Annotated in this window: 18 protein-coding genes; 10 read left to right on the top strand and 8 right to left on the bottom strand. The window is 70.7% G+C overall.

Going from position 1 to position 18,945, the window contains the following annotated elements; genetic code table 11:
* Window positions 1-191: 191 nt before the first annotated feature.
* The 5 genes from SSP08S_RS05340 (at window position 192) to mscL (ending at window position 4,188) form a co-directional block, all read left to right on the top strand.
* The gene (locus tag SSP08S_RS05340; protein WP_019066539.1) at window positions 192-1,466 is read left to right on the top strand and encodes an MFS transporter; all 1,275 of its coding nucleotides are present in this window, start codon (window positions 192-194) and stop codon (window positions 1,464-1,466) included.
* 69 nt (window positions 1,467-1,535) lie between these two features.
* Window positions 1,536-1,865: an FmdB family zinc ribbon protein gene (locus SSP08S_RS59055; protein WP_078532345.1), complete on the top strand. Its 330-nt coding sequence runs from the start codon at window positions 1,536-1,538 to the stop codon at window positions 1,863-1,865.
* Window positions 1,866-2,007: 142 nt separating this feature from the next.
* Window positions 2,008-2,841 carry an S-methyl-5'-thioadenosine phosphorylase gene (locus SSP08S_RS05330; RefSeq protein ID WP_026178191.1) on the top strand — a complete coding sequence of 278 codons (834 nt, stop codon included), beginning with the start codon at window positions 2,008-2,010 and terminating at the stop codon, window positions 2,839-2,841.
* 156 nt (window positions 2,842-2,997) lie between these two features.
* Window positions 2,998-3,567 carry a CpaB family protein gene (locus SSP08S_RS54825; protein WP_026178190.1) on the top strand — a complete coding sequence of 190 codons (570 nt, stop codon included), beginning with the start codon at window positions 2,998-3,000 and terminating at the stop codon, window positions 3,565-3,567.
* Window positions 3,568-3,726: 159 nt separating this feature from the next.
* Window positions 3,727-4,188 carry a large conductance mechanosensitive channel protein MscL gene (mscL, locus tag SSP08S_RS05320; RefSeq protein ID WP_019066535.1) on the top strand — a complete coding sequence of 154 codons (462 nt, stop codon included), beginning with the start codon at window positions 3,727-3,729 and terminating at the stop codon, window positions 4,186-4,188.
* 38 nt (window positions 4,189-4,226) lie between these two features.
* On the opposite strand, the gene SSP08S_RS05315 is transcribed toward mscL, so the two are convergent.
* Complete coding sequence (locus SSP08S_RS05315) at window positions 4,227-4,415, bottom strand: hypothetical protein (RefSeq protein WP_019066534.1); 189 nt, start codon at window positions 4,413-4,415, stop codon at window positions 4,227-4,229.
* A gap of 112 nt (window positions 4,416-4,527) precedes the next feature.
* On the opposite strand from SSP08S_RS05315, the gene SSP08S_RS05310 reads away from it, so the two are divergent.
* From SSP08S_RS05310 to SSP08S_RS05295, 4 genes are all read left to right on the top strand, one after another.
* The gene (locus SSP08S_RS05310) at window positions 4,528-5,730 is read left to right on the top strand and encodes a low temperature requirement protein A (protein ID WP_019066533.1); all 1,203 of its coding nucleotides are present in this window, start codon (window positions 4,528-4,530) and stop codon (window positions 5,728-5,730) included.
* Between the two features lie 128 nt (window positions 5,731-5,858).
* Window positions 5,859-6,887 carry a P1 family peptidase gene (locus SSP08S_RS05305; protein ID WP_026178188.1) on the top strand — a complete coding sequence of 343 codons (1,029 nt, stop codon included), beginning with the start codon at window positions 5,859-5,861 and terminating at the stop codon, window positions 6,885-6,887.
* 174 nt (window positions 6,888-7,061) lie between these two features.
* Window positions 7,062-8,288: a L,D-transpeptidase gene (locus SSP08S_RS05300; protein WP_019066531.1), complete on the top strand. Its 1,227-nt coding sequence runs from the start codon at window positions 7,062-7,064 to the stop codon at window positions 8,286-8,288.
* Window positions 8,289-8,445: 157 nt separating this feature from the next.
* Window positions 8,446-9,195 (top strand): DUF6227 family protein, encoded by a 750-nt coding sequence (locus tag SSP08S_RS05295; RefSeq protein WP_019066530.1) that lies wholly within the window; start codon window positions 8,446-8,448, stop codon window positions 9,193-9,195.
* A gap of 15 nt (window positions 9,196-9,210) precedes the next feature.
* Here the strand turns inward: SSP08S_RS05295 and SSP08S_RS05290 are convergent, their stop codons facing one another.
* From SSP08S_RS05290 to SSP08S_RS05260, 7 genes are all read right to left on the bottom strand, one after another.
* Window positions 9,211-9,465 carry a hypothetical protein gene (locus tag SSP08S_RS05290; RefSeq protein WP_019066529.1) on the bottom strand — a complete coding sequence of 85 codons (255 nt, stop codon included), beginning with the start codon at window positions 9,463-9,465 and terminating at the stop codon, window positions 9,211-9,213.
* A 93-nt stretch (window positions 9,466-9,558) separates the two neighbouring features.
* Window positions 9,559-11,589 (bottom strand): PTS fructose transporter subunit IIABC, encoded by a 2,031-nt coding sequence (locus SSP08S_RS05285; RefSeq protein WP_019066528.1) that lies wholly within the window; start codon window positions 11,587-11,589, stop codon window positions 9,559-9,561.
* 178 nt (window positions 11,590-11,767) lie between these two features.
* Complete coding sequence (pfkB, locus tag SSP08S_RS05280; protein WP_019066527.1) at window positions 11,768-12,715, bottom strand: 1-phosphofructokinase; 948 nt, start codon at window positions 12,713-12,715, stop codon at window positions 11,768-11,770.
* On the bottom strand, window positions 12,712-13,473 hold the full coding sequence (locus tag SSP08S_RS05275) for a DeoR/GlpR family DNA-binding transcription regulator (protein ID WP_019066526.1): 762 nt from the start codon (window positions 13,471-13,473) through the stop codon (window positions 12,712-12,714). Before SSP08S_RS05275 ends, pfkB begins: the two co-directional genes overlap by 4 nt.
* A gap of 119 nt (window positions 13,474-13,592) precedes the next feature.
* Window positions 13,593-14,111, bottom strand: coding sequence for a hypothetical protein (locus SSP08S_RS05270; RefSeq protein WP_019066525.1), 519 nt, complete (start codon window positions 14,109-14,111; stop codon window positions 13,593-13,595).
* 60 nt (window positions 14,112-14,171) lie between these two features.
* Complete coding sequence (locus tag SSP08S_RS05265) at window positions 14,172-14,903, bottom strand: Crp/Fnr family transcriptional regulator (protein ID WP_043259273.1); 732 nt, start codon at window positions 14,901-14,903, stop codon at window positions 14,172-14,174.
* A gap of 1,414 nt (window positions 14,904-16,317) precedes the next feature.
* A complete protein-coding gene (locus SSP08S_RS05260; RefSeq protein ID WP_019066523.1) occupies window positions 16,318-17,850 on the bottom strand; it encodes an MFS transporter in 1,533 nt (510 codons plus the stop codon).
* A 62-nt stretch (window positions 17,851-17,912) separates the two neighbouring features.
* Here SSP08S_RS05260 and SSP08S_RS05255 point away from each other — a divergent pair, with 62 nt between their 5' ends.
* Complete coding sequence (locus SSP08S_RS05255; protein WP_019066522.1) at window positions 17,913-18,899, top strand: helix-turn-helix transcriptional regulator; 987 nt, start codon at window positions 17,913-17,915, stop codon at window positions 18,897-18,899.
* Window positions 18,900-18,945: the final 46 nt, after the last annotated feature.

Below are 18,945 nucleotides of genomic sequence, written 5' to 3'. Positions count from 1 at the left end.
TTCACTCCCTGTACGATGAAGGCACATTCTGATCGAACCAACTCTGCCTGACGCAGTGCTGGCGCGACCGTATGGCGGCCGAATCCCTCCTCCGCAGTGGGCACCGGTATCTACCGCAGTTCCGCGCAAGAGGACAGTGCTCGGCGCCCCCCGCACAGGGCGCGCTACCAGGTGGCAGAAAGGCACGGGCCGTGGCATCCACGGTCACCTCCAGGACGGGATCCCGTCCTGGATACGGGCAGCTGCTGCGCACACGCGGCGCCTGGACGTTCCTGCTTCCCGGCTTCGCGGCGCGCCAGCCGTTCGCGATGCTCACCATCTCCATCGTGCTGCTGGTGCAGCACACCACCGGCTCCTACGGCGCTGCGGGCGCCGCCGCGGCCGTCACCGGCGTCTCCATGGCCCTGTTCGCGCCCTACAGCGGACGCCTGGCCGACCGCCACGGACAGCGCGCCGTACTGATCCCCGGCGTCCTGGTGCACTCCCTGTCGGGCCTCACGTTCACCGCGCTCGCGCTCGGCCACGCTCCCCTGTGGGCACTGTTCGTGGCGGCCGTGCCGACCGGCGCCTCGGTGCCGCAGGTCGGGCCCATGGTGCGCGCCCGCTGGGGCGTGAAGCTCCAGGACTCGCCCCTCATGACGACCGCCGCAGCCTTCGAGTCCGTCACCGACGAACTGACCTTCGTCTTCGGCCCGTTGCTGGCGACCGCCCTGTGCACCACCGTGAACCCGGCGGCCGGCCTGGTCACGGAGGCCGGGCTCACTCTCGTCGGCGGTCTGCTGTTCGCCGCGCAGAAGAGCACCCAGCCCTCGGTGACCGCCGACGGGCACGCGCGCGTGGAGCACGTTTCCGCACTGCGCGTCCCCGGAGTGCGCGTGCTGATCGTGACCTTCCTGGGCATCGGTTCCGTCTTCGGCGGCATGCAGGTCTCCCTGGCCGCCTTCACCGAGTCGATCGGCGAACCCGGCCTCAACGGCGTCCTCTACGGCACCTTCGCCGCCGGCAACATGCTCTCCGGAGTCGTCTGCGGTGCCGTCGCCTGGAAGGTCGCCCCGCAGCGCCGGCTCCTGGTGGGCTACGCGGCCCTCGCGCTGACCGCGTCCGCCCTGTGGACCGCCCACTCGGTGCTGCTCCTGGCTGGCCTCGGTCTCCTGGTCGGCATGTGCATCGCGCCCGCCCTGATCACCGGCTACACCCTGGTCGAGGGGCTCGTCCCGGCAGGCGCCCGCACGGAGGCCTTCACGTGGCTGACCGGCGCGGTCGCCCTCGGGCAGGCCGCCGCCGTCACCGTCGCAGGACAGCTGGAGGACCGCCTGTGGGGCGGCGCCGGTTTCCTGGTGCCGATGGCCGGTACGGTGCTCGCCCTGGGGACCCTGATCGCGCTCCGGTCCCGCCTCGCGACCCGGCCCCACAGCCGCACCGTGGCACGTGGCGTCGGTCACCGCGTGCCGGTGGCAGTGGACTGATCCCCGGGAATAGGTCAGTATGGACGCTCGTTAGCACTCATTGAGTGAGAGTGCCAGGAGGAAGACACAGTGCCGACCTACCAGTACCAGTGCACCGAGTGCGGCGAGGGCCTTGAAGCGGTCCAGAAGTTCACCGACGACGCGCTGACCGAGTGCCCCAATTGCGGTGGCCGCCTGAAGAAGGTGTTCTCCGCGGTCGGCATTGTCTTCAAGGGCTCCGGCTTCTACCGGAACGACAGCCGCGGCTCCTCGTCGAGCAGCTCGCCGGCCACCTCGAAGCCGTCGACGTCCTCGGACGCGAAGCCGTCCACCCCGTCGACCACTTCCTCGTCCTCGGACTCCAAGTCGAAGTCGTCGAACTCGGGCTCCTCCACCGGCAGCAGCAGCTCCGCCGCGTAGACCGCCCGGGCCGCGCAGAACTTCTCGACCGCGGGACCCTGTCGTCGTACGACGACAGGGTCTTCGGTGTTTTCCGAGAAGGTTCCACGGCGGTTCCCGGGCCGGATTCTGCGCCTTTTCGGCGGCCGCTAGTGTGCTGCTCATGGCGAACGCAGAGATCGGCGTAATCGGCGGCTCCGGCTTCTACTCGTTCCTGGACGACGTGACCGAGATCCAGGTGGACACGCCCTACGGGCCGCCCAGCGACTCCCTCTTCCTCGGCGAGATCGCCGGCCGACGGGTGGCGTTCCTGCCCCGGCACGGACGCGGCCACCATCTGCCGCCGCACCGCATCAACTACCGGGCCAACCTCTGGGCGTTGCGCTCCGTGGGCGTGCGCCAGGTCCTCGGCCCGTGCGCGGTGGGCGGGCTGCGCCCCGAGTACGGGCCGGGCACGCTGCTGGTGCCGGACCAGCTGGTGGACCGTACGAAGTCCAGGGCGGCGACGTACTTCGACGGGCTGCCGCTCCCGGACGGCACGGTGCCGAACGTGGTGCATGTGTCCCTGGCCGACCCCTACTGCCCGACCGGCCGGGCAGCCGCGCTGAAGGCTGCGCGCGGGCAGGACTGGGAAGCGGTCGACGGCGGCACGCTCGTGGTGGTCGAGGGGCCGCGCTTCTCGACCCGCGCCGAATCCCTCTGGCACCAGGCCCAGGGCTGGTCCGTGGTCGGCATGACCGGCCACCCCGAGGCACCGCTCGCCCGTGAACTGGAACTCTGCTACTCCTCGTTGACCCTGGTCACCGACCTCGACGCGGGCGCCGAGACCGGCGAGGGCGTCTCCCACGACGAGGTTCTGCGGGTGTTCGCGGCCAACGTGGACCGGCTGCGGGGCGTGCTGTTCGACACGGTGGCCGCGCTGCCGGAGAACGGGGCACGGGACTGCCTGTGCGCGAACGCGCTGGGCGGGATGGATCCGGGGTTCGAGCTGCCGTAGCCGGGCGGAGTCCGGGGGCTCGGGAAGTGCGGAACTTCCCGTTCGGGTGAGGGAGTTGTCCACAACCGGCGGGTAGCACACGGGCTCCGGCGGACCGCGGCGAATTCCCGCATCGTGGGACGGCAAGCCGATCCCTCGTCGCAGGTGGTGGTCCACATGTCCCTGTCCTCTCCCGGCTCTCCTCCCATCTCCCCTCCCTTTCCACGCCCGTTGGGCACGGACGCTCCGGCCACGTGCGAGGTGCCGCACTTCGCGCCGGTGCGGGTGCGCGGCGGGTGGTACCAACTGCGCCGGCTGCTACGGCACCGGAGGCGGGCCGTGGCAGCCGGGCTCGCGGTGACGGCGGTCGCGCTCATCGCGGCCGGCCCGCGCAATACGGCGGACGCGCGGCACGGCGAGCGGACCCGCGGGCATCCGGTGGCCGATCCGATGCGTCAGCAGCGCCGGGCGGTCGAGTGGGTGTCGGCGCCGGTGCGGATCGCCGACGCCGCCACGGTCCGGCTGCTGCGGTCCGGCGACCGGGTCGACGTGATCGCGGCTCAGGACACGGCTGCGGGCGGTGACGCCGAGGTGGTCGCGCGCGGGGCGCGGGTGACGAAGGTGCCCGACCCGCTCGACGAGGCGGCTGGCAGCGGGGCGTTGGTGGTGCTGTCGGTGCCGCGCGCCACGGCGGCGCGGCTGGCCGGTGCGAGTGCCACGGCACGGCTGGCGGTGACGATGTGTTGAGCCGTGCTCTCCGTATCGTGAGCCGCGCCTTCCGGCGCATGTGCGAATTCGTGTCAAGTCCCTCGTTCGAGCTACCGAATTGGACACGGCGGCCACGCCTTGACGTAGGTTGCGGAGCTGTTCGTTCCACACCGTGCGCGTGCGAGAAGAGGCTCCGAGTTGAGCGAGAAGAAGAAGGAACCGGGCGTCTGGCAGGGGTTCAAGACCTTCCTGATGCGCGGGAACGTCGTCGATCTGGCAGTAGCGGTGGTCATCGGCGCCGCCTTCACGAACATCGTCAACTCGGTGGTGAAGGGGCTCATCAACCCGCTCGTCGGCGCGATCGGCACGCAGAACCTCGACAGCTACAGCTCGTGCCTGAGCGACAGCTGCTCGGGCGACAAGGGCATCCAGCTGATGTGGGGCTCGGTCCTGGGCGCCGCCCTCAGCTTCGTGATCACCGCGGCGGTGGTCTATTTCCTGATGGTCCTGCCGATGTCGAAGTACCTGGCCCGGGTGGAGGCCCAGCGCAAGGCCAAGGAGGGCACCCACGAGGTCATCGAGATCACCGAGCTGGAGGTCCTCAAGGAGATCCGCGACGCGCTCGTCGCCCAGCGCGGCAACGGGCATCGGGAGCCGTAGCCGACGGCTCAGATGTGCCGGCGGCTGAAGCAGACGGCTCAGATGTGGTGGGGCGGCTTCTCGTCGAGGAAGCGCTTGAGGTCGGCGGCGCCGCCCTCACCCTCGGCCCGCTCGCCCCACCCGCGATCCGTGTCGTCCGCGGAGGGCCGGCTCAAGGGGTCGTCGAAGACCAGCGCGGGCTTCGGCCCGATCGGATCGCGCGGCTCGGGGGCGGGGGCGGTACTCATACCTCCAGGGTACGGCCGAGGGGGCGCCTGACGCCGCCGCGGGCCGAGCGGTCGGTCCCGGTCGAGCCGGCCGCTTCTGAAATCCCTGCCGTTATCTGCTGTGCTTGTCCGCATGACGTCCGAGATTCCGAGACCCCTGCGCCCGCTCACCGCCCGCGGCCGGGACGAACCGCACCGGGTCGCCTCGCCGCTGGAGCTCTTCTTCGACCTGTGTTTCGTCGTGGCCATCGCGCAGGCGGGCGTCCAGCTGGCGCACGCCGTCGCCGAGGGGCACGCGGGGCAGGGCGTCCTCAGTTACGCGATGCAGTTCTTCGCGATCTGGTGGGCCTGGATGAACTTCTCCTGGTTCGCCTCGGCGTACGACAACGACGACGTGCTCTACCGGGTCGTGACCCTGGTGCAGATCTCCGGCGTCCTGGTCCTCGCGGCCGGGGTCTCGCGGGCCTTCGAACACCACGACTACCTGATGGTCTGGCTCGGCTACGTGATCATGCGGCTGGCGATGGCCACGCAGTGGCTGCGGGCGGCACGGGCCGCCCGCGGGCCGGAGCGGACGATGGCATTGCGGTACGCGGGCGGCGTGCTGCTCTGCATGGTCGGCTGGACGGGCCTGGTGGTCCTGCCGGAACCGGCCCGGGGCTGGGTGTTCCTCGTGATGGTGATCGCCGAGCTGTGCGTGCCGCGCTACGCGGAGAAAGACTTCCCTACGCCGTGGCATCCGCACCACATCTCGGAGCGGTACGGGCTGTTCACGATCATCGTGCTGGGCGAGACGATCGCGGCGGCCACGGTGGCCGTGAAGTCGGGGGTGGACGAGCACGACGCTCTGGGCGAGCTGCTGCCCATCGCGGCGGGTGGGCTGCTGATCGTGTTCGCCGCGTGGTGGATCTACTTCGTGGTGCCGATCCACGGCCATCTCCGGTCCAACCGGCAGGCGTTCCTGTGGGGGTACGGCCACTATCTGATCTTCGCGTCGGCGGCCACGATCGGCGCCGGCCTGGAGGTGGCGGTCACGGAGGCCATCGGCAAGGCGCACATCTCCACACTGGCCGCGTCGGCCGCGGTGACCGTGCCGACGGCGCTGTATCTGCTCAGCGTGTGGGCGCTGCACGCCCGTCACTACAAGGTGGGCGTCGCCCAGCAACTGGTGCTTCCCGTCTCGGCGTTGCTGGTGGTCTGCTGCACCTTCCTGGGCTCCTGGGCGGTGCTCGCGGCGGGCCTGGTGTCGGCGCTGACGGTGGCGGTCGGCAGCACCCTGACCGCACTCACGGCCGGCGTGGAAAGCAAGGCCGAGGCGACGGCGCCAGTAGGCTGACCGACAGCCACGACCGGCCGAGCGGCAGCGGAACAACCTCCGACGCCCAGCCGACCAGCACCCCAACAACCGCCTCCACCGCGCCGCCGGTCCCCGAATCCGCCGCGCGCTGCGTGAGACTGAGCTCCGTGACAGTTGACGCATTGACGGACGTGGCCGGGGTGCGGGTGGGCCATGCGACGCGGTCGGGGGACGGTTGGCTCACCGGTACGACCGTGGTGCTCGCGCCGGAGGGCGGGGCGGTGGCCGCCGTGGACGTGCGCGGCGGCGGACCCGGCACCAAGGAGACCGACGCGCTCGATCCGCGCAACGTCGTGCAGCGGGTCGATGCGGTTGTGCTGACCGGCGGCAGCGCGTACGGGCTCGACGCAGCGTCCGGGGTGATGGCCTGGCTGGAGGAGCAGGGGCGCGGGGTGCGGGTGGGCGTGGAACCGACGCACGTCGTGCCGGTGGTGCCCGCGGCCTGTGTCTTCGATCTGGGGCGGGGCGGCGACTTCAAGGCCAGGCCGGACGCGGCCACCGGGCGGGCCGCGGTGGAGGCCGCCGCGATCAGCGGGCCGGGAGTGCGGGTGCGCGAGGGGGGCGTGGGCGCCGGTACGGGCGCAGCGGTCGGACCGATGAAGGGCGGCGTCGGGACCGCGAGCATCGTGCTGGAGTCGGGGATCACGGTGGCCGCGCTGGTGGTGGCCAACGCGGCGGGGTCGGTCGTGGATCCCGAAACGGGTGTCCTGTACGGGGAGTTGTTCCAGGGGCGCGTGACGTATCCGGAAGCGCACGTCCACGAGGCCGCGCGCCGGCGTCTAGCCGAGACCGCCGCGAAGCACACGCCCCCTCCGCTGAACACCACGCTCGCGGTGGTCGCGACCGACGCCGAACTCACCAAAGCCCAGGCGCAGAAGCTGGCCGGTACGGCGCACGACGGCATCGCGCGTGCCGTACGGCCGGTGCATCTGCTCCATGACGGGGACACGGTGTTCGCGCTGGCCACCGGGGCCCGACCGTTGGACACCGAGAACCCCCTGGCCCTGAACGACATCCTCGCGGCCGGCGCGGACGTGGTGACCCGGGCGATCGTGCGCGCGGTGCGGGCCGCCGAGTCGGTGGACGGGCCGGGCGGGGCGTGGCCGTCGCACGAGGAGCTGTACGGGAGGCGGTAGGGGCCCTGCAGGCGGTGGGCGTCCGGTGTTTCCGGGGATCCGTCCCGGTGTTTGTCGCGGTTCTGTCACCGGATGGCGTTCGTGGGGAACGGCGGGAACCCGTGCGGGGGCGGGGACCCTCTTTGTCCACGCATCGCAGCGGATCACGCACATCACACGAACCTGGAGCAGCCCGTGACAACGCCGGACATAGCAGCGCGGCGCGTACTGGGGGCCATCGCCGCCCTGGTGGTCGGCACCCTCACCCTCAGCGCGTGCGGCGGCAACGCCAGCGCGGACACCGACACCAGCGGCAAGGGCGGCGGCGGGACGTCCGCCAAGACGTCCACCGCGAAGATCGTCATCTCGGCGAAGGACGGTGCGACGAACGCGTCCATCAACGCGACCGGCGTGCAGGTCAGCAACGGCACGCTGACCGACGTGAAGATGACGGTGGCCGGGTCGGGGCAGGCCGTGGAGGGCGTGGTCTCCGCGAACGGCGCGAGCTGGAAGCCGAAGGAGCAGTTGGAGCGCGGTACGAAGTACCAGATCTCGGCGACCGCGAAGGACTCGAGCGGCAAGACCTCCGCGGCCAACTCGATCTTCACGACGGTCAGTTCGGCCAACAGCTTCATAGGGACGTACACCCCGGACAACGGGACGACGGTCGGTGTGGGGATGCCGGTGTCGTTCACCTTCGACAAGGTGATCGGCGACAAGAAGGCCGTGCAGTCGCACATCACGGTGACGTCCAGCAGCGGGCAGCAGGTCGTGGGGCACTGGTTCGGGGCGCAGCGGCTCGACTTCCGGCCGCAGGAGTACTGGAAGGCCGGTTCGAAGGTCACGATGAAGATCGACCTGGACGGCGTGGAGGGCGCGAACGGCGTCTACGGCGTGCAGAAGAAGACCGTGACGTTCACCGTCGGCCGCTCGCAGGTCTCCACGGTCGACGTGAACACGCAGACCATGACCGTGGTACGGGACGGCCAGACCCTCAAGTCACTGCCGATCTCCTCGGGCAGCCCGGAACACACCACGTACAACGGGCAGATGGTGATCTCCGAGAAGTTCACGCAGACGCGGATGAACAGCCGGACGGTCGGGCTGGGCGGCGAGTACGACATCCCGGACGTGCCGCACGCGATGCGGCTGACCTCGTCGGGGACGTTCATCCACGGCAACTACTGGTACAACAAGGCCAATCCGCCCTTCGGCCAGACCGGCACCAGCCACGGCTGCGTGGGGCTCGCGGACGTACAGGGCGCGCAGGGCGCGACGAACGCCCAGTGGTTCTACGACAACTCCCTGATCGGGGACGTCGTGATCGTGAAGAACTCCCCCGACAAGACGGTCGCCCCGGACAACGGGCTCAACGGCTGGAACCTGGCGTGGAGCGAGTGGACCGCAGGAAGTGCTGCCTGACCGGCAGGTTTTGACGGATCTTCGGGCCGCGCGGGAACATCTCGTGCGGCCCGCTCGTTTTCCGGGCATACGTTTTCTCGGTTCACAGGAATGATGTCCGACCGAGGGGCTACGGTATGCACCCACAAGGTGACATGCAGCAACGCCGGGAGAAGCCTTGAGCGTTCCGTACGACACGGCAGCGTACGAACCACCCGAGTCGCACGAGTCTCCGGAGGAGCACCTCGCGCGACTGCTCGGCCGTGCCCTGAACTCCTTCGAGCTGCCGGACGAGACGATACGGCAGGTCCTGGACTGCGCGCTGGCGTACGACAGTTCGCTGCACTCGGCGCACCACAGCGCGGGCCTGCACCGGGAGACGTACCGGCACACGTGGCTGCTCACCGACGGTTCGGCGCTGACCCTGTGGGAGCTCGTCCACAACACCGTGCTGGGCCGTGAGGCGCAGCACGAGGTGTATGTCGACGAGGAGGAGCTGCGGACGGCGACCGCGCGGCTGCCGATGCCGCCGGACACGACGGACTTCGAACTCCCGGTGCTGGTGCATCTGTCACCGATCCCCGAGCCCCGGCACTCGTATCTGGCGGACAACTCGGCGGACCACGCGCGGCGTTTACTGCGCCGCGCGGAGAATCCGGACCAGCCGGACGAGGAGACGGCGGCGCTGCTGGCGACGGCGTTCGGGCACCAGATCATCCAGGCCTTCGGCCGCCCGTACCGAGCGGGTCGCGCGGCGGTGTGCTTCTCGCTCTACGAGCACGCGTTCCTGCTGCCCGACGGCGCGGAGATCTCCCTGTGGGAGGTCGAGCACACGGCCACGCCCGACGGCCGTCACATGTGCGAGGTGTACGTCAGCGAGGACGCGGCCCGGGACGCGATGGAGCGGCGGGCGGCGCAGGTCTCGTAAGGCCCCGGGCCCGGTTCAGCGCCCGTCGCTGAGCTGTCGTACGAGACCCGCGAAGGCGTCGCGCTCGGCGGGGGTCAGTTCGACGGACTCCAGGTGGGGGGCCGTGTCGCGCTGGCCCGGGAGGCCGTGGAGCGGGTGGGCCGCGTGCCAGACGGTGGGTTCGGCGAGGGCGCGGCGCAGGATGCGCGTCAGGCCGAGCACCCAGGCGACGGTCGCCAGGGCGAGAACGGCCACACCGGTCAGCTGGAGTATCGAGACGTGCGCAGGCATGCGTTCCAGTAGACACCACGGTCCGGGACCGTGGTCCCGGACCGTGACGAATCTCGCAGTTGCCGTGAACACCTCACGGCGGCCCAAAAGCGGCTAGGCGGCGACCGGTTGCTTGGCGTCCGCAGCCGGGGCGGATATGTCCTCCGGTGCTCCGGGGGCCGTAGTCCCGGCCGCCGACTTGCGTGCGCCCTTCAGTACGACGACCAGGCCGGCCGTGACGCACATGCCGACCGCGATGGCGATCAGGTAGAGGAACGGGCTGCCGATCAGCGGGACCACGAAGATGCCGCCGTGCGGGGCGCGCAGGGTCGCGCCGAAGGCCATCGACAGGGCGCCGGTGATCGCGCCGCCCACCATCGAGGACGGGATGACCCGCAGCGGGTCGGCCGCCGCGAACGGGATGGCGCCCTCGGAGATGAAGGAGGCGCCCAGCACCCAGGCGGCCTTGCCGTTCTCGCGCTCGGTCTCGGTGAAGAGCTTGCCGCGCACGGTCGTCGCCAGGGCCATCGCCAGCGGCGGGACCATGCCGGCCGCCATGACCGCGGCCATGATCTTCATCGCCGAGTCACTGGGGTTGGAGACCGCGATTCCGGCGGTGGCGAAGGTGTACGCGACCTTGTTGACCGGGCCGCCGAGGTCGAAGCACATCATCAGGCCGAGCAGGGCGCCCAGCAGGATGGCGTTCGAGCCGCTGAGGCCGTTGAGCCAGTCGGTCATGCCCTTCTGCGCGGAGGCGATCGGTTTGCCGATCACGACGAACATCAGGAACCCGACGACCGCCGTGGAGATCAGTGGGATCACCACCACCGGCATGATCCCGCGAACCGCCTTCGGGATCTTCACCTTCTGGATCGCCAGCACCACACCACCGGCGATCAGACCGGCCGCCAGACCGCCGAGGAAGCCGGCGTTGATGGTGGAGGCGATCATGCCGCCGACGAAGCCGGGCACCAGACCCGGCCGGTCGGCCATGCCGTAGGCGATGTAGCCGGCCAGCACCGGGACCAGGAAGCCGAAGGCGACGGCGCCGATCTGGAACATCAGCGCGGCCCAGCTGTCGGTCTGCGTCCACACGAAGTGCTGCATGACCGAGGGCGCGGACTTGATCTCGTAGCCGCCGATCGCGAAGCCGAGGGCGATCAGCAGACCGCCTGCCGCGACGAACGGGACCATGTAACTGACGCCGGACATCAGCCACTTGCGGAGCATCGTGCCGTAGCCCTCGCCCGGCTCGCCGCCGCGTTCGACGGGGGTCGGCGCGGATCCGCCGCTGACCTCGCCGCGCTCCGCCTTGCCGCGGACCTCGGTGATGAGTTCGGCGGGGCGGTTGATGCCCGCCTTGACGCCGACGTCGACGGTCGGCTTGCCGGCGAAGCGTTCCTTCTCCCGTACGGGGACGTCATGGGCGAAGATCACGGCGTCCGCCGCCGCGATCACCGCCGGGTCGAGCCGGGTGAAACCGGCCGAGCCCTGCGGCTCCACGACGAGTTCGACACCTGCGTCACGACCGGCGTTCTCCAGCGACTCGGCCGCCATGTAGGTGTGCGCGATACCGGTGGGGCAGGAGGTGACGGCGACGATCCGGAACGGACGCTCGCCCTCCCCCGCCGTGTCCGTGCTGCCCGCCGCGGCGCCGGCGGAGGCCGCCGCCGGCGTCGCGGCGGAGTCTGTCGAGCCCTCGGGCTCGTCGCCGCGGATCAGCGCCGCCGCGCTCTCCGCGTCGGCCACCGACCGCAGCGCGGACGTGAACTCGGCGTTCATCAGCTGCCGGGCGAGCGCCGACAGGATGGTGAGGTGGGCGTCGTCGGCGCCCGCGGGCGCGGCGATCAGGAAGATCAGGTCGGCGGGGCCGTCCGGCGCGCCGAAGTCGACGCCCTCGGCGCTGCGCCCGAAGGCGAGCGACGGCTCGGTGACGTACTCGCTGCGGCAGTGCGGGATGCCGATGCCGCCGTCGAGGCCGGTCGGCATCTGTGCCTCGCGGGCGGCCACGTCGGCGAGGAAGCCGTCCAGGTCGGTGACCCGGCCCTGGGCGACCATGCGCTCGGCGAGGGCACGTGCCGCCGCCTCTTTGGTATCGGCGGACAGGTCGAGGTCGACCAGGTCCGCGGTGATCATCTCGCTCATCGCGGGCTCCTTCGCACGCGTATCGCCCGGGGGGTGTGGTGGGCGGGGGTGGGGACGGGGGTACTGCGGTGGATCACGGTGGGGGTTGCGGCGGCGGTTAAGAGCGGGGAATGCCGCCGCCCGGTGGCCGGTTCGAGGGGCGCTCTGAAGGCCGTAGATCTGAAGGCCGTAGAAACGTTCATGCGACCGGCTCCGTCAGTACGCGGTCCACCGGGACGTCGGCCGTGACCGTCACGGCGGACGGGTCGAGGTCGGCCGGGGTGGGCATCACGCTGCCGGGGAGCTGGACGGCTGCCGCGCCGTGGGCGACGGCGGAGGCGAGGGCCTCCGGGCCGTGGCCGCCGGCGATCAGGAAGCCGGCCAGCGAGGAGTCCCCCGCGCCGACATTGCTGCGTACGACGTCGACGCGCGCGCTGCCGTACCAGGCGCCCGAGGCGTCGACCAGGAGCTGCCCGTCCGCGCCGAGGCTGGCGAGGACCGCGCCCGCGCCCAACTCCCGCAGTTCTTCGGCGGCCTTGACCGCGTCGCCGACGGTGGCGAGGGGGCGGGAGACGGCCTCCGCGAGTTCCTCGGCGTTGGGCTTGACGACGTCCGGGCGTTCGCGCAGGGCCTCGATGAGCGCGGGTCCCGAGGTGTCCAGGGCGATACGGACGCCGGCCGCGTGGGCGCGGGCGACCAACTCGGCGTACCAGGACGGCGCGAGGCCGCGCGGGAGGCTGCCGCAGCAGGCGATCCAGTCGGCGTCACGGGACTGCTGCCGGACCGTCTCCAGGAGCAGTTCCTGTTCGGCGGCGGTCAGTTCGGGGCCGGGGGCGTTGATCTTCGTGAGGACGCCGTCCGCCTCGGCCAGCGCGATGTTCGAGCGGGTGGCCCCGGCGACCGGGACCGGCGCGACCTCGATGCCCTGCGCGTCGAGCAGGCTGGCGACCAGCGCGCCCGGCGCACCGCCGAGCGGCAGCACCGCGACCGTGCGCTGCCCGGCGGCGGCGACCGCGCGGGAGACGTTGACGCCCTTGCCGCCCGGGTCCATGCGCTCGCCGGTGGCCCGTATGACCTCGCCGCGGTCCAGGGAGGGGACCTCGTAGGTGCGGTCGAGGGACGGGTTCGGGGTGACCGTGAGGATCATGCGCGCACTACTTCCATGCCGCCGCGCTCCATGGCGGTGGCGTCTTCTGGGCTCAGCCCGCTGTCGGTGATCAGGAGGTCCACGTCGCTCAGGGCGCCGAAGCGGGCGAAGTGCTCCTGGCCGTGCTTCGCGGAGTCGGCGAGCAGCACGACGCGGCGGGCGGCGCCGATCGCCGCGTGCTTGACCGCGGCCTCGGCGAGGTCGGGCGTGGTCAGCCCGTGCTCGGCGGAGAAGCCGTTGGCGGCCACGAACACGACGTCGGCGCGGATCTCGCCGTACGCCCGCAGCGCCCAGGCGTCCACGGCGGCGCGCGTACGGTGCCGTACGCGCCCCCCGACGAGGTGGAGCTGCATGCCCGGGTGGTCCGCGAGGCGGGCCGCGATGGGCAGCGAGTGGGTGACGACGGTGAGCTCGGCCTCCAGCGGGACGATGCCCGCGAGGCGGGCCACCGTCGTACCGGCGTCGAGGATCACCGTGCCCTGCATGGGCAGTTCGGCGAGGGCCGCCTTGGCGATGCGGTCCTTCTCGTCGGCCGCCGTCGACTCGCGCTCGGCGAGGTCGGGCTCGAAGTCGAGCCGTCCGGCCGGTATGGCCCCGCCGTGGACCCGGCGGAGCAGGCCCGCGCGGTCGAGGGCCTTCAGGTCGCGGCGGATCGTCTCCGCGGTGACCTGGAACTCCTCGGCCAGCGACACGACGTCGACCCGGCCGCCGTCACGGGCCAGCCGGAGGATCTCCTGCTGCCGCTCCGGTGCGTACATGTCCGTTCGCCTCCGACCTGTGCCCGAACTTGTGGTTTCGCTCGGAGGCTACGCCCACATTTCCGGAAAGTAAACAGGTTCGGGCATCGGACAGACATGAACGGACATTGGTCGCCCGATCAGCCGTACCGTTCCGCCTTGATCCTCTTCTCGGCGGCGAGGATGGCGTGCACCAGCTCGTTGCGGGCGGCCTCCTGCCGCATGGCCATCACGAGCTGGGCGCGGTGGTGGAGGACGGTGACCTTCACGGCCGGACCGGGGTCCGGCAGGGCGGTGGCGACGTAGGCGCCGACCCGTTCGACGACCTCCGTCAGCTCGGGGCGGAGCACCTCCACATGGCCGACGATCCCCTTGATCATGTTGCCGGCCTGCCGGACGTCCCCGAAGTCGGCGTCGGCGCAGGGCTTCTGGGCGAGGCGGCACTGGGCCTTGTAGAGATCGCCGAGCCACTCGGCGGGCTTGTCGAAGTCGGTGTTCGCCTGGTCCCTGCGACGGATCCTCTGCGTCCAGGCGAAGACCCGCCTGTGGTGCACGAGGGTGTACGTGCCGAGGACACCCATGAAGAGAGCGGAGACGGCGGTCAGCGCGAGGGAACCCGCGCCGGTGCCGATCGCCAGCGTGGTGGTGCTGGTCATCATGCTGTGATCCGTTCGGGGGTGGAGCGCGAGCGGTACGGGGTCCGGTGTGCCGGGGCCGTGTCAGATCCCGGCGGCGAAGTGACGCAGTGCGTCGACGTCGTGGACGACGAACTGGCGGTACCTGGCGTCGATCACGCCCTGGTAGCGCAGGGTCCGGATCGCGTTCTCCACGGTGGAGATGGCGACCTGGAGCGAGGCGGCGATGTCCTTCTGGCCCGGACCGGTGATGACGGTCGAGCCCGTCCGCGGGTCGGGAACCCCCGCGGTGTCGGCGAGGTGCGCCAGCAGCCTGCCGACGCGCTCGACGGGCGGCCGGGTGGCCATGGTGTAGAGGAGTTCGTCGCTGCGGTTGCGGTCCTCGAGGCTGCACAGGAGGGCGCCCTGGATGGTGTGCCGCCGGCGCAGCAGGACGTTGAGGTTGCGGGCCGGGCAGGGGACGGCCACGGTCGGGGTCAGGCACTTGGTGAGGACGGCGGAGTCGGGGGTGATGAGCTTGGCCTCACCGACCAGCTGGCCCCTGCCCCGGAACCGCGTGACGGTGGGGACGTTCTCCCCGTCGCCCAGCGGGAAGCGGTCCTGTCGTACGACGCCTTCCCAGATGATGTACACGTCCGGGCCGTCCGGGCCCAGCGGCAGCAACGCGTCCCGGACGAAGGTGCTGCCCCGCAGTCCGGCCTGTAACAGGACCTGCCAGTCCTCGGCGGAGAGGCGTTGCAGGAAGCTTCCCTCAGGCTGGTTCTCGTGGCCCAGGAGAAGCTCGGCCGACCGGGAGGTGTCGACGGTCGAGGGCATGTTCACTCCCCCGCTCCGGCGGCAGTGGTGGCGCGTGTCCCGGCGTACGCGCCCCGAGGGGCGTGATGGTGACGGTGTGTCACGGGCGAGGTACCGCGGGGTCCGCGGCACGACGGCGGAATGACGCCGTCGTCGTTGACGGTGCGCATTGACCTGATCCCTTGCTCTGTCAGTGCTGTGGAACCCCACTGGTCAGCGGGGTTCCGGGTGGTGGGTCCTGCTCCCTCTCCGGGAGGTGCGGCAGCGCCCGGGTGGTGAGGCCGGGCGGGTGGAGACAGTTGAGCGATGGAAACCGTACCGCTCGCCGTGAGCGAAGAGCCAGTCGCCTTTTCGAAGGCGGCACGAGGAATAGCGATCATGAACCAGAACCCCTTACCGTGGGGTTTTGTTACAGAAGATCGCACGTAATCCCGATGCGAATACCACCGCACCCTATACGGATTTACCGATCCTGATTATTCACATGCCCCCGCAGAGGGCGAGAGGACCCTTCTCGGGTGAGCAACATATGACGCCCGCACAAACCGGCGGCAAAAACGAGAGGCCCCGGGGCACCACCCCCAGGACCTCCCGGAAAGGTCCGGACCCACCAGGGATCAGACCGGTGCCCAGTAAACACCACGGATGGCCTTTAGGTCACTCCCCGTCAGGCAACAAGGAGCCCTGAGTGCCCGGCGGCCAGCCGAAACCCCGGCGATGGGGGTTGCACGGCGAGCAGCGCACCACCCCGCGCACGCCACCGGAACACCCCGCCGGGCGGCACGTTTTACCCCCTTTATGCACGCAGGGGCGAGACGACCCCGACTTCACCGGGCACTGACAGCGTTATCAAATGAAGGCCATCGATCAAGAGTCAACAGATCCGGCCAATACGGTTCAGCCCGACCGGCCGCCCCCGCGAGCGGAAGCACACCCACCGGAACCGGCCCGGCGAGCCGCCCCCACCCGGCGAATTAGCCCGCCGCGACTTCCGCAATTCCTTTTCGAGAGGCAATCGGAGTCGACAGGAAATGCGGTGCTTCCGCGCGGGCAACGGAATCCCGTACGGGAATCCACAGTTCGCCGCCGCACATCACCAAATATCGACTAATGGATAAGGGAACCACTCCCGGCCCGCCCCTCCCGCCATCATCTTTCACCCTGTCAGTTTTCTTGCGGAACAGGGGAGTTGGGCACGCGCGACACCCGAAGCCGGAGTGTTCACCACATAACCGATGATTCTGGTACTCAATGCCGCGTTCGGCACCGAGTGCGCCGCCGGACCTGCCCGGCGTACGCCCCCGTCCGACCACCGGCGTACGCCATCCTCCGGCCGGTTGCGCCGAGCGCCCCGCCCCCGGTACGGCCTCGGGGCGGGGCGCTCGACTGCGGTGCGTCAGCGGACGGCATCTGTGGATGGCGTCATGGGACGGCGTCAACTCCCGTCGGAGGCAGCCCCCTTGGCCGCCCTCTCCTCCGTGGCCGCCCTCTCCTCCGTGGCCGCCCGCCCCGGCAGCGCGAACATCAGCAGGAAGATCAGGCCCATCACCGCGGCCACCCAACCCAGCGCGTTCTGGAAGGCGTTGACGAAGGCCGGGCCCACCTCGGCCTGGGTCAGCCGGTCGCCGATCGAGCCGAAGAAGACGACCGACACCAGCCCGAGCCCCAGCGCGTTGCCCATCTGCTGCACGGTGTTGATGAGTCCGGACGCCGAACCCGCGTACTCGCGCGGCACCTCGGAGAGGATCGTGTCGGTCAGCGGGGCGAAGATCAGCCCCATGCCGGCGCCCATCACGACCAGCGGGAGCGCCATCTGCCAGGAGGCGATGGCCAGTTGGTACCGGTCGGACTCCCAGAGGTAGAGCAGCACACCCGCGGCCATCACCAGCGCGCCGGCCTGGAGGACGTTGCGTCCGCCGACGCGCGGTACCAGCTTCTGGACGGACATCCCGGCCGCCACCGACACAGCGATGGAGAACGGCACTCCGGTCAGCCCCGCCCGCAGCGGGCTCCAGCCCAGGCCGGTCTGCATGTACAGCGTCCAGACCAGGAAGAAGATGCCGAGTCCGACGCCGAAGACGGTCTGCACGGCGATGCCGGCGGCGAAGCTCTTCACCTTGAACAGGGAGAGTTCGACCAGCGGGGAACCGTCCCGTGCCGCCTTCTTCTTCTCGTACGCCACCAGCCCCCAGAAGACGCCGATGGAGCCGGACATCGACACGAACCCCCAGGCGGGCCAGCCCAGTTCCTCGCCGCGGGTGAGCGGGTAGAGCAGCATCAGCAGGCCGAGGACGACCAGGGCGACGCCCACGAGGTCCAGCTTCAGGGCGCGCGGGGCCCTGGACTCGGTGATGAAGCGGCTGCCGAGGATCAGGCCCGCGATGCCGACGGGCAGGTTGATCAGGAAGATCGGACGCCATTCGAGACCGAAGAGGTTCCACTCGGTGAGCAGGGCGCCGAGCAACGGTCCGGAGACCGCGCCGAGGCCGACGATCGCGCCGAACAGCCCGAAGACCTTGCCGCGTTCGTGCGCCGGGAAGGTGGCATGCACGATCGACAGCACCTGCGGCACCATCATCGCGGCCATCCCGCCCTGCAGGATGCGCGAGGCGACCAGCATCTCCGGGTTCGCGGCGAAGCCGCACAGCGCGGAGGCGAGCGTGAAGCCGCCGATCCCGAGCAGGAACAGCCGCTTGCGGCCGTAGATGTCGCCGAGCCGTCCGCCGGTGATGAGTCCGGCGGCGAAGGCGAGCGCGTAACCGGCCGTTATCCACTGGATCTGGCTGAAGGACGCGCCCGCGTCCCGCTGGATCGACGGGATCGCGACATTGACGATCGTGACGTCGACGAGGTCCATGAAGGCCGCGGTCATCACGATCGCGAGGGCGAACCAGCGCCGCCGGTCGGCCGTACGTGCCGGTTCCGTCGAGACGGCCGGGCTGTCCACAAGGAGTTCGGTGGAGGTCATGGCTCGAAGCTATGACCTCATTAGGTCAGATCGTGTCCTAGTTCTACGGCATCCTCGAATCCATGACGACGGACACCCCAGGCCGGCTCCTCCAGTTGCTCTCCCTCCTCCAGACGCCCCGCGAGTGGCCCGGCGGCGAGCTGGCCGACCGGCTCGGGGTCTCCCGCCGTACGGTCCGCCGGGACATCGACCGGCTCCGCGAACTCGGCTACCCGGTGCAGGCGACCCTGGGCACCGACGGCGGCTACCGCCTGGTCGCGGGCAAGGCGATGCCGCCACTCGTCCTGGACGACGAGGAGGCCGTGGCCATCGCGGTCGGCCTGCGGGCGGGCGCCGGGCACGCGCTCGAGGGCGTGGACGAGGCGTCCGTACGGGCGCTGGCCAAGCTGGAACAGGTCCTCCCCTCGCGGCTGCGGCACCGGGTCGCCACCCTCCAGGCCGCCACCACCCCGCTGACCAGTGGCGACGGGGCGAGCATCGCGCCCGAGACGCTGACCGTGATGGCCTCGACGGTGGCCGGCCGGGAGCGGCTGCGGTTCGCGTACCGCGCGAAGGACGGCACCGAGTCGCGCCGCGTGACGGAGCCGTATCGACTCGTCTCGACCGGCCGGCGCTGGTACCTCGTGGCCTACGACCTCGACCGCGAGGACTGGCGGACGTTCCGGGTCGACCGGGTGAGCGAGCCGTTCGCGACGGGGGCGCGGTTCGCGCCGCGCGAGCTGCCGACGGGGAGTGCGGCGGAGTATCTGCGGCGGTCGATGTACCGGCGGCAGGAGTCCTACGAGTACACCGTGACGTTCGCCGCGCCCGCCGACGTCGTCGCCGCGCGCGTCCCGGCCTGGATGGGCACGCCCGAACCGCTCGACGCGCACAGCTGCCGCCTGCGCGCCACGACCGGCGACGAGATCCGCTGGCTCGCCGCCCGGCTGGCCCTGCTGGAGTTCGAGTTCACGGTGCAGGAACCGGAGGAACTGGTGCGCTGCGTAAGGGAGTTGGGGGAGCGGCTGAGCAGGGCGGCAGCAGGGGGCGGGCCGGTACGGCACGAATGAGGCGGCCGCACGCCCCTCCATCGCGCCTCACGCACTCCACTACGGC

The organism is Streptomyces hokutonensis, assembly GCF_000376565.1.
GTDB classification, from domain to species: domain Bacteria; phylum Actinomycetota; class Actinomycetes; order Streptomycetales; family Streptomycetaceae; genus Streptomyces; species Streptomyces hokutonensis.
Note: the sequence above shows the minus strand (reverse complement) of the source record. Positions and strands in the feature narration are given on the sequence as shown.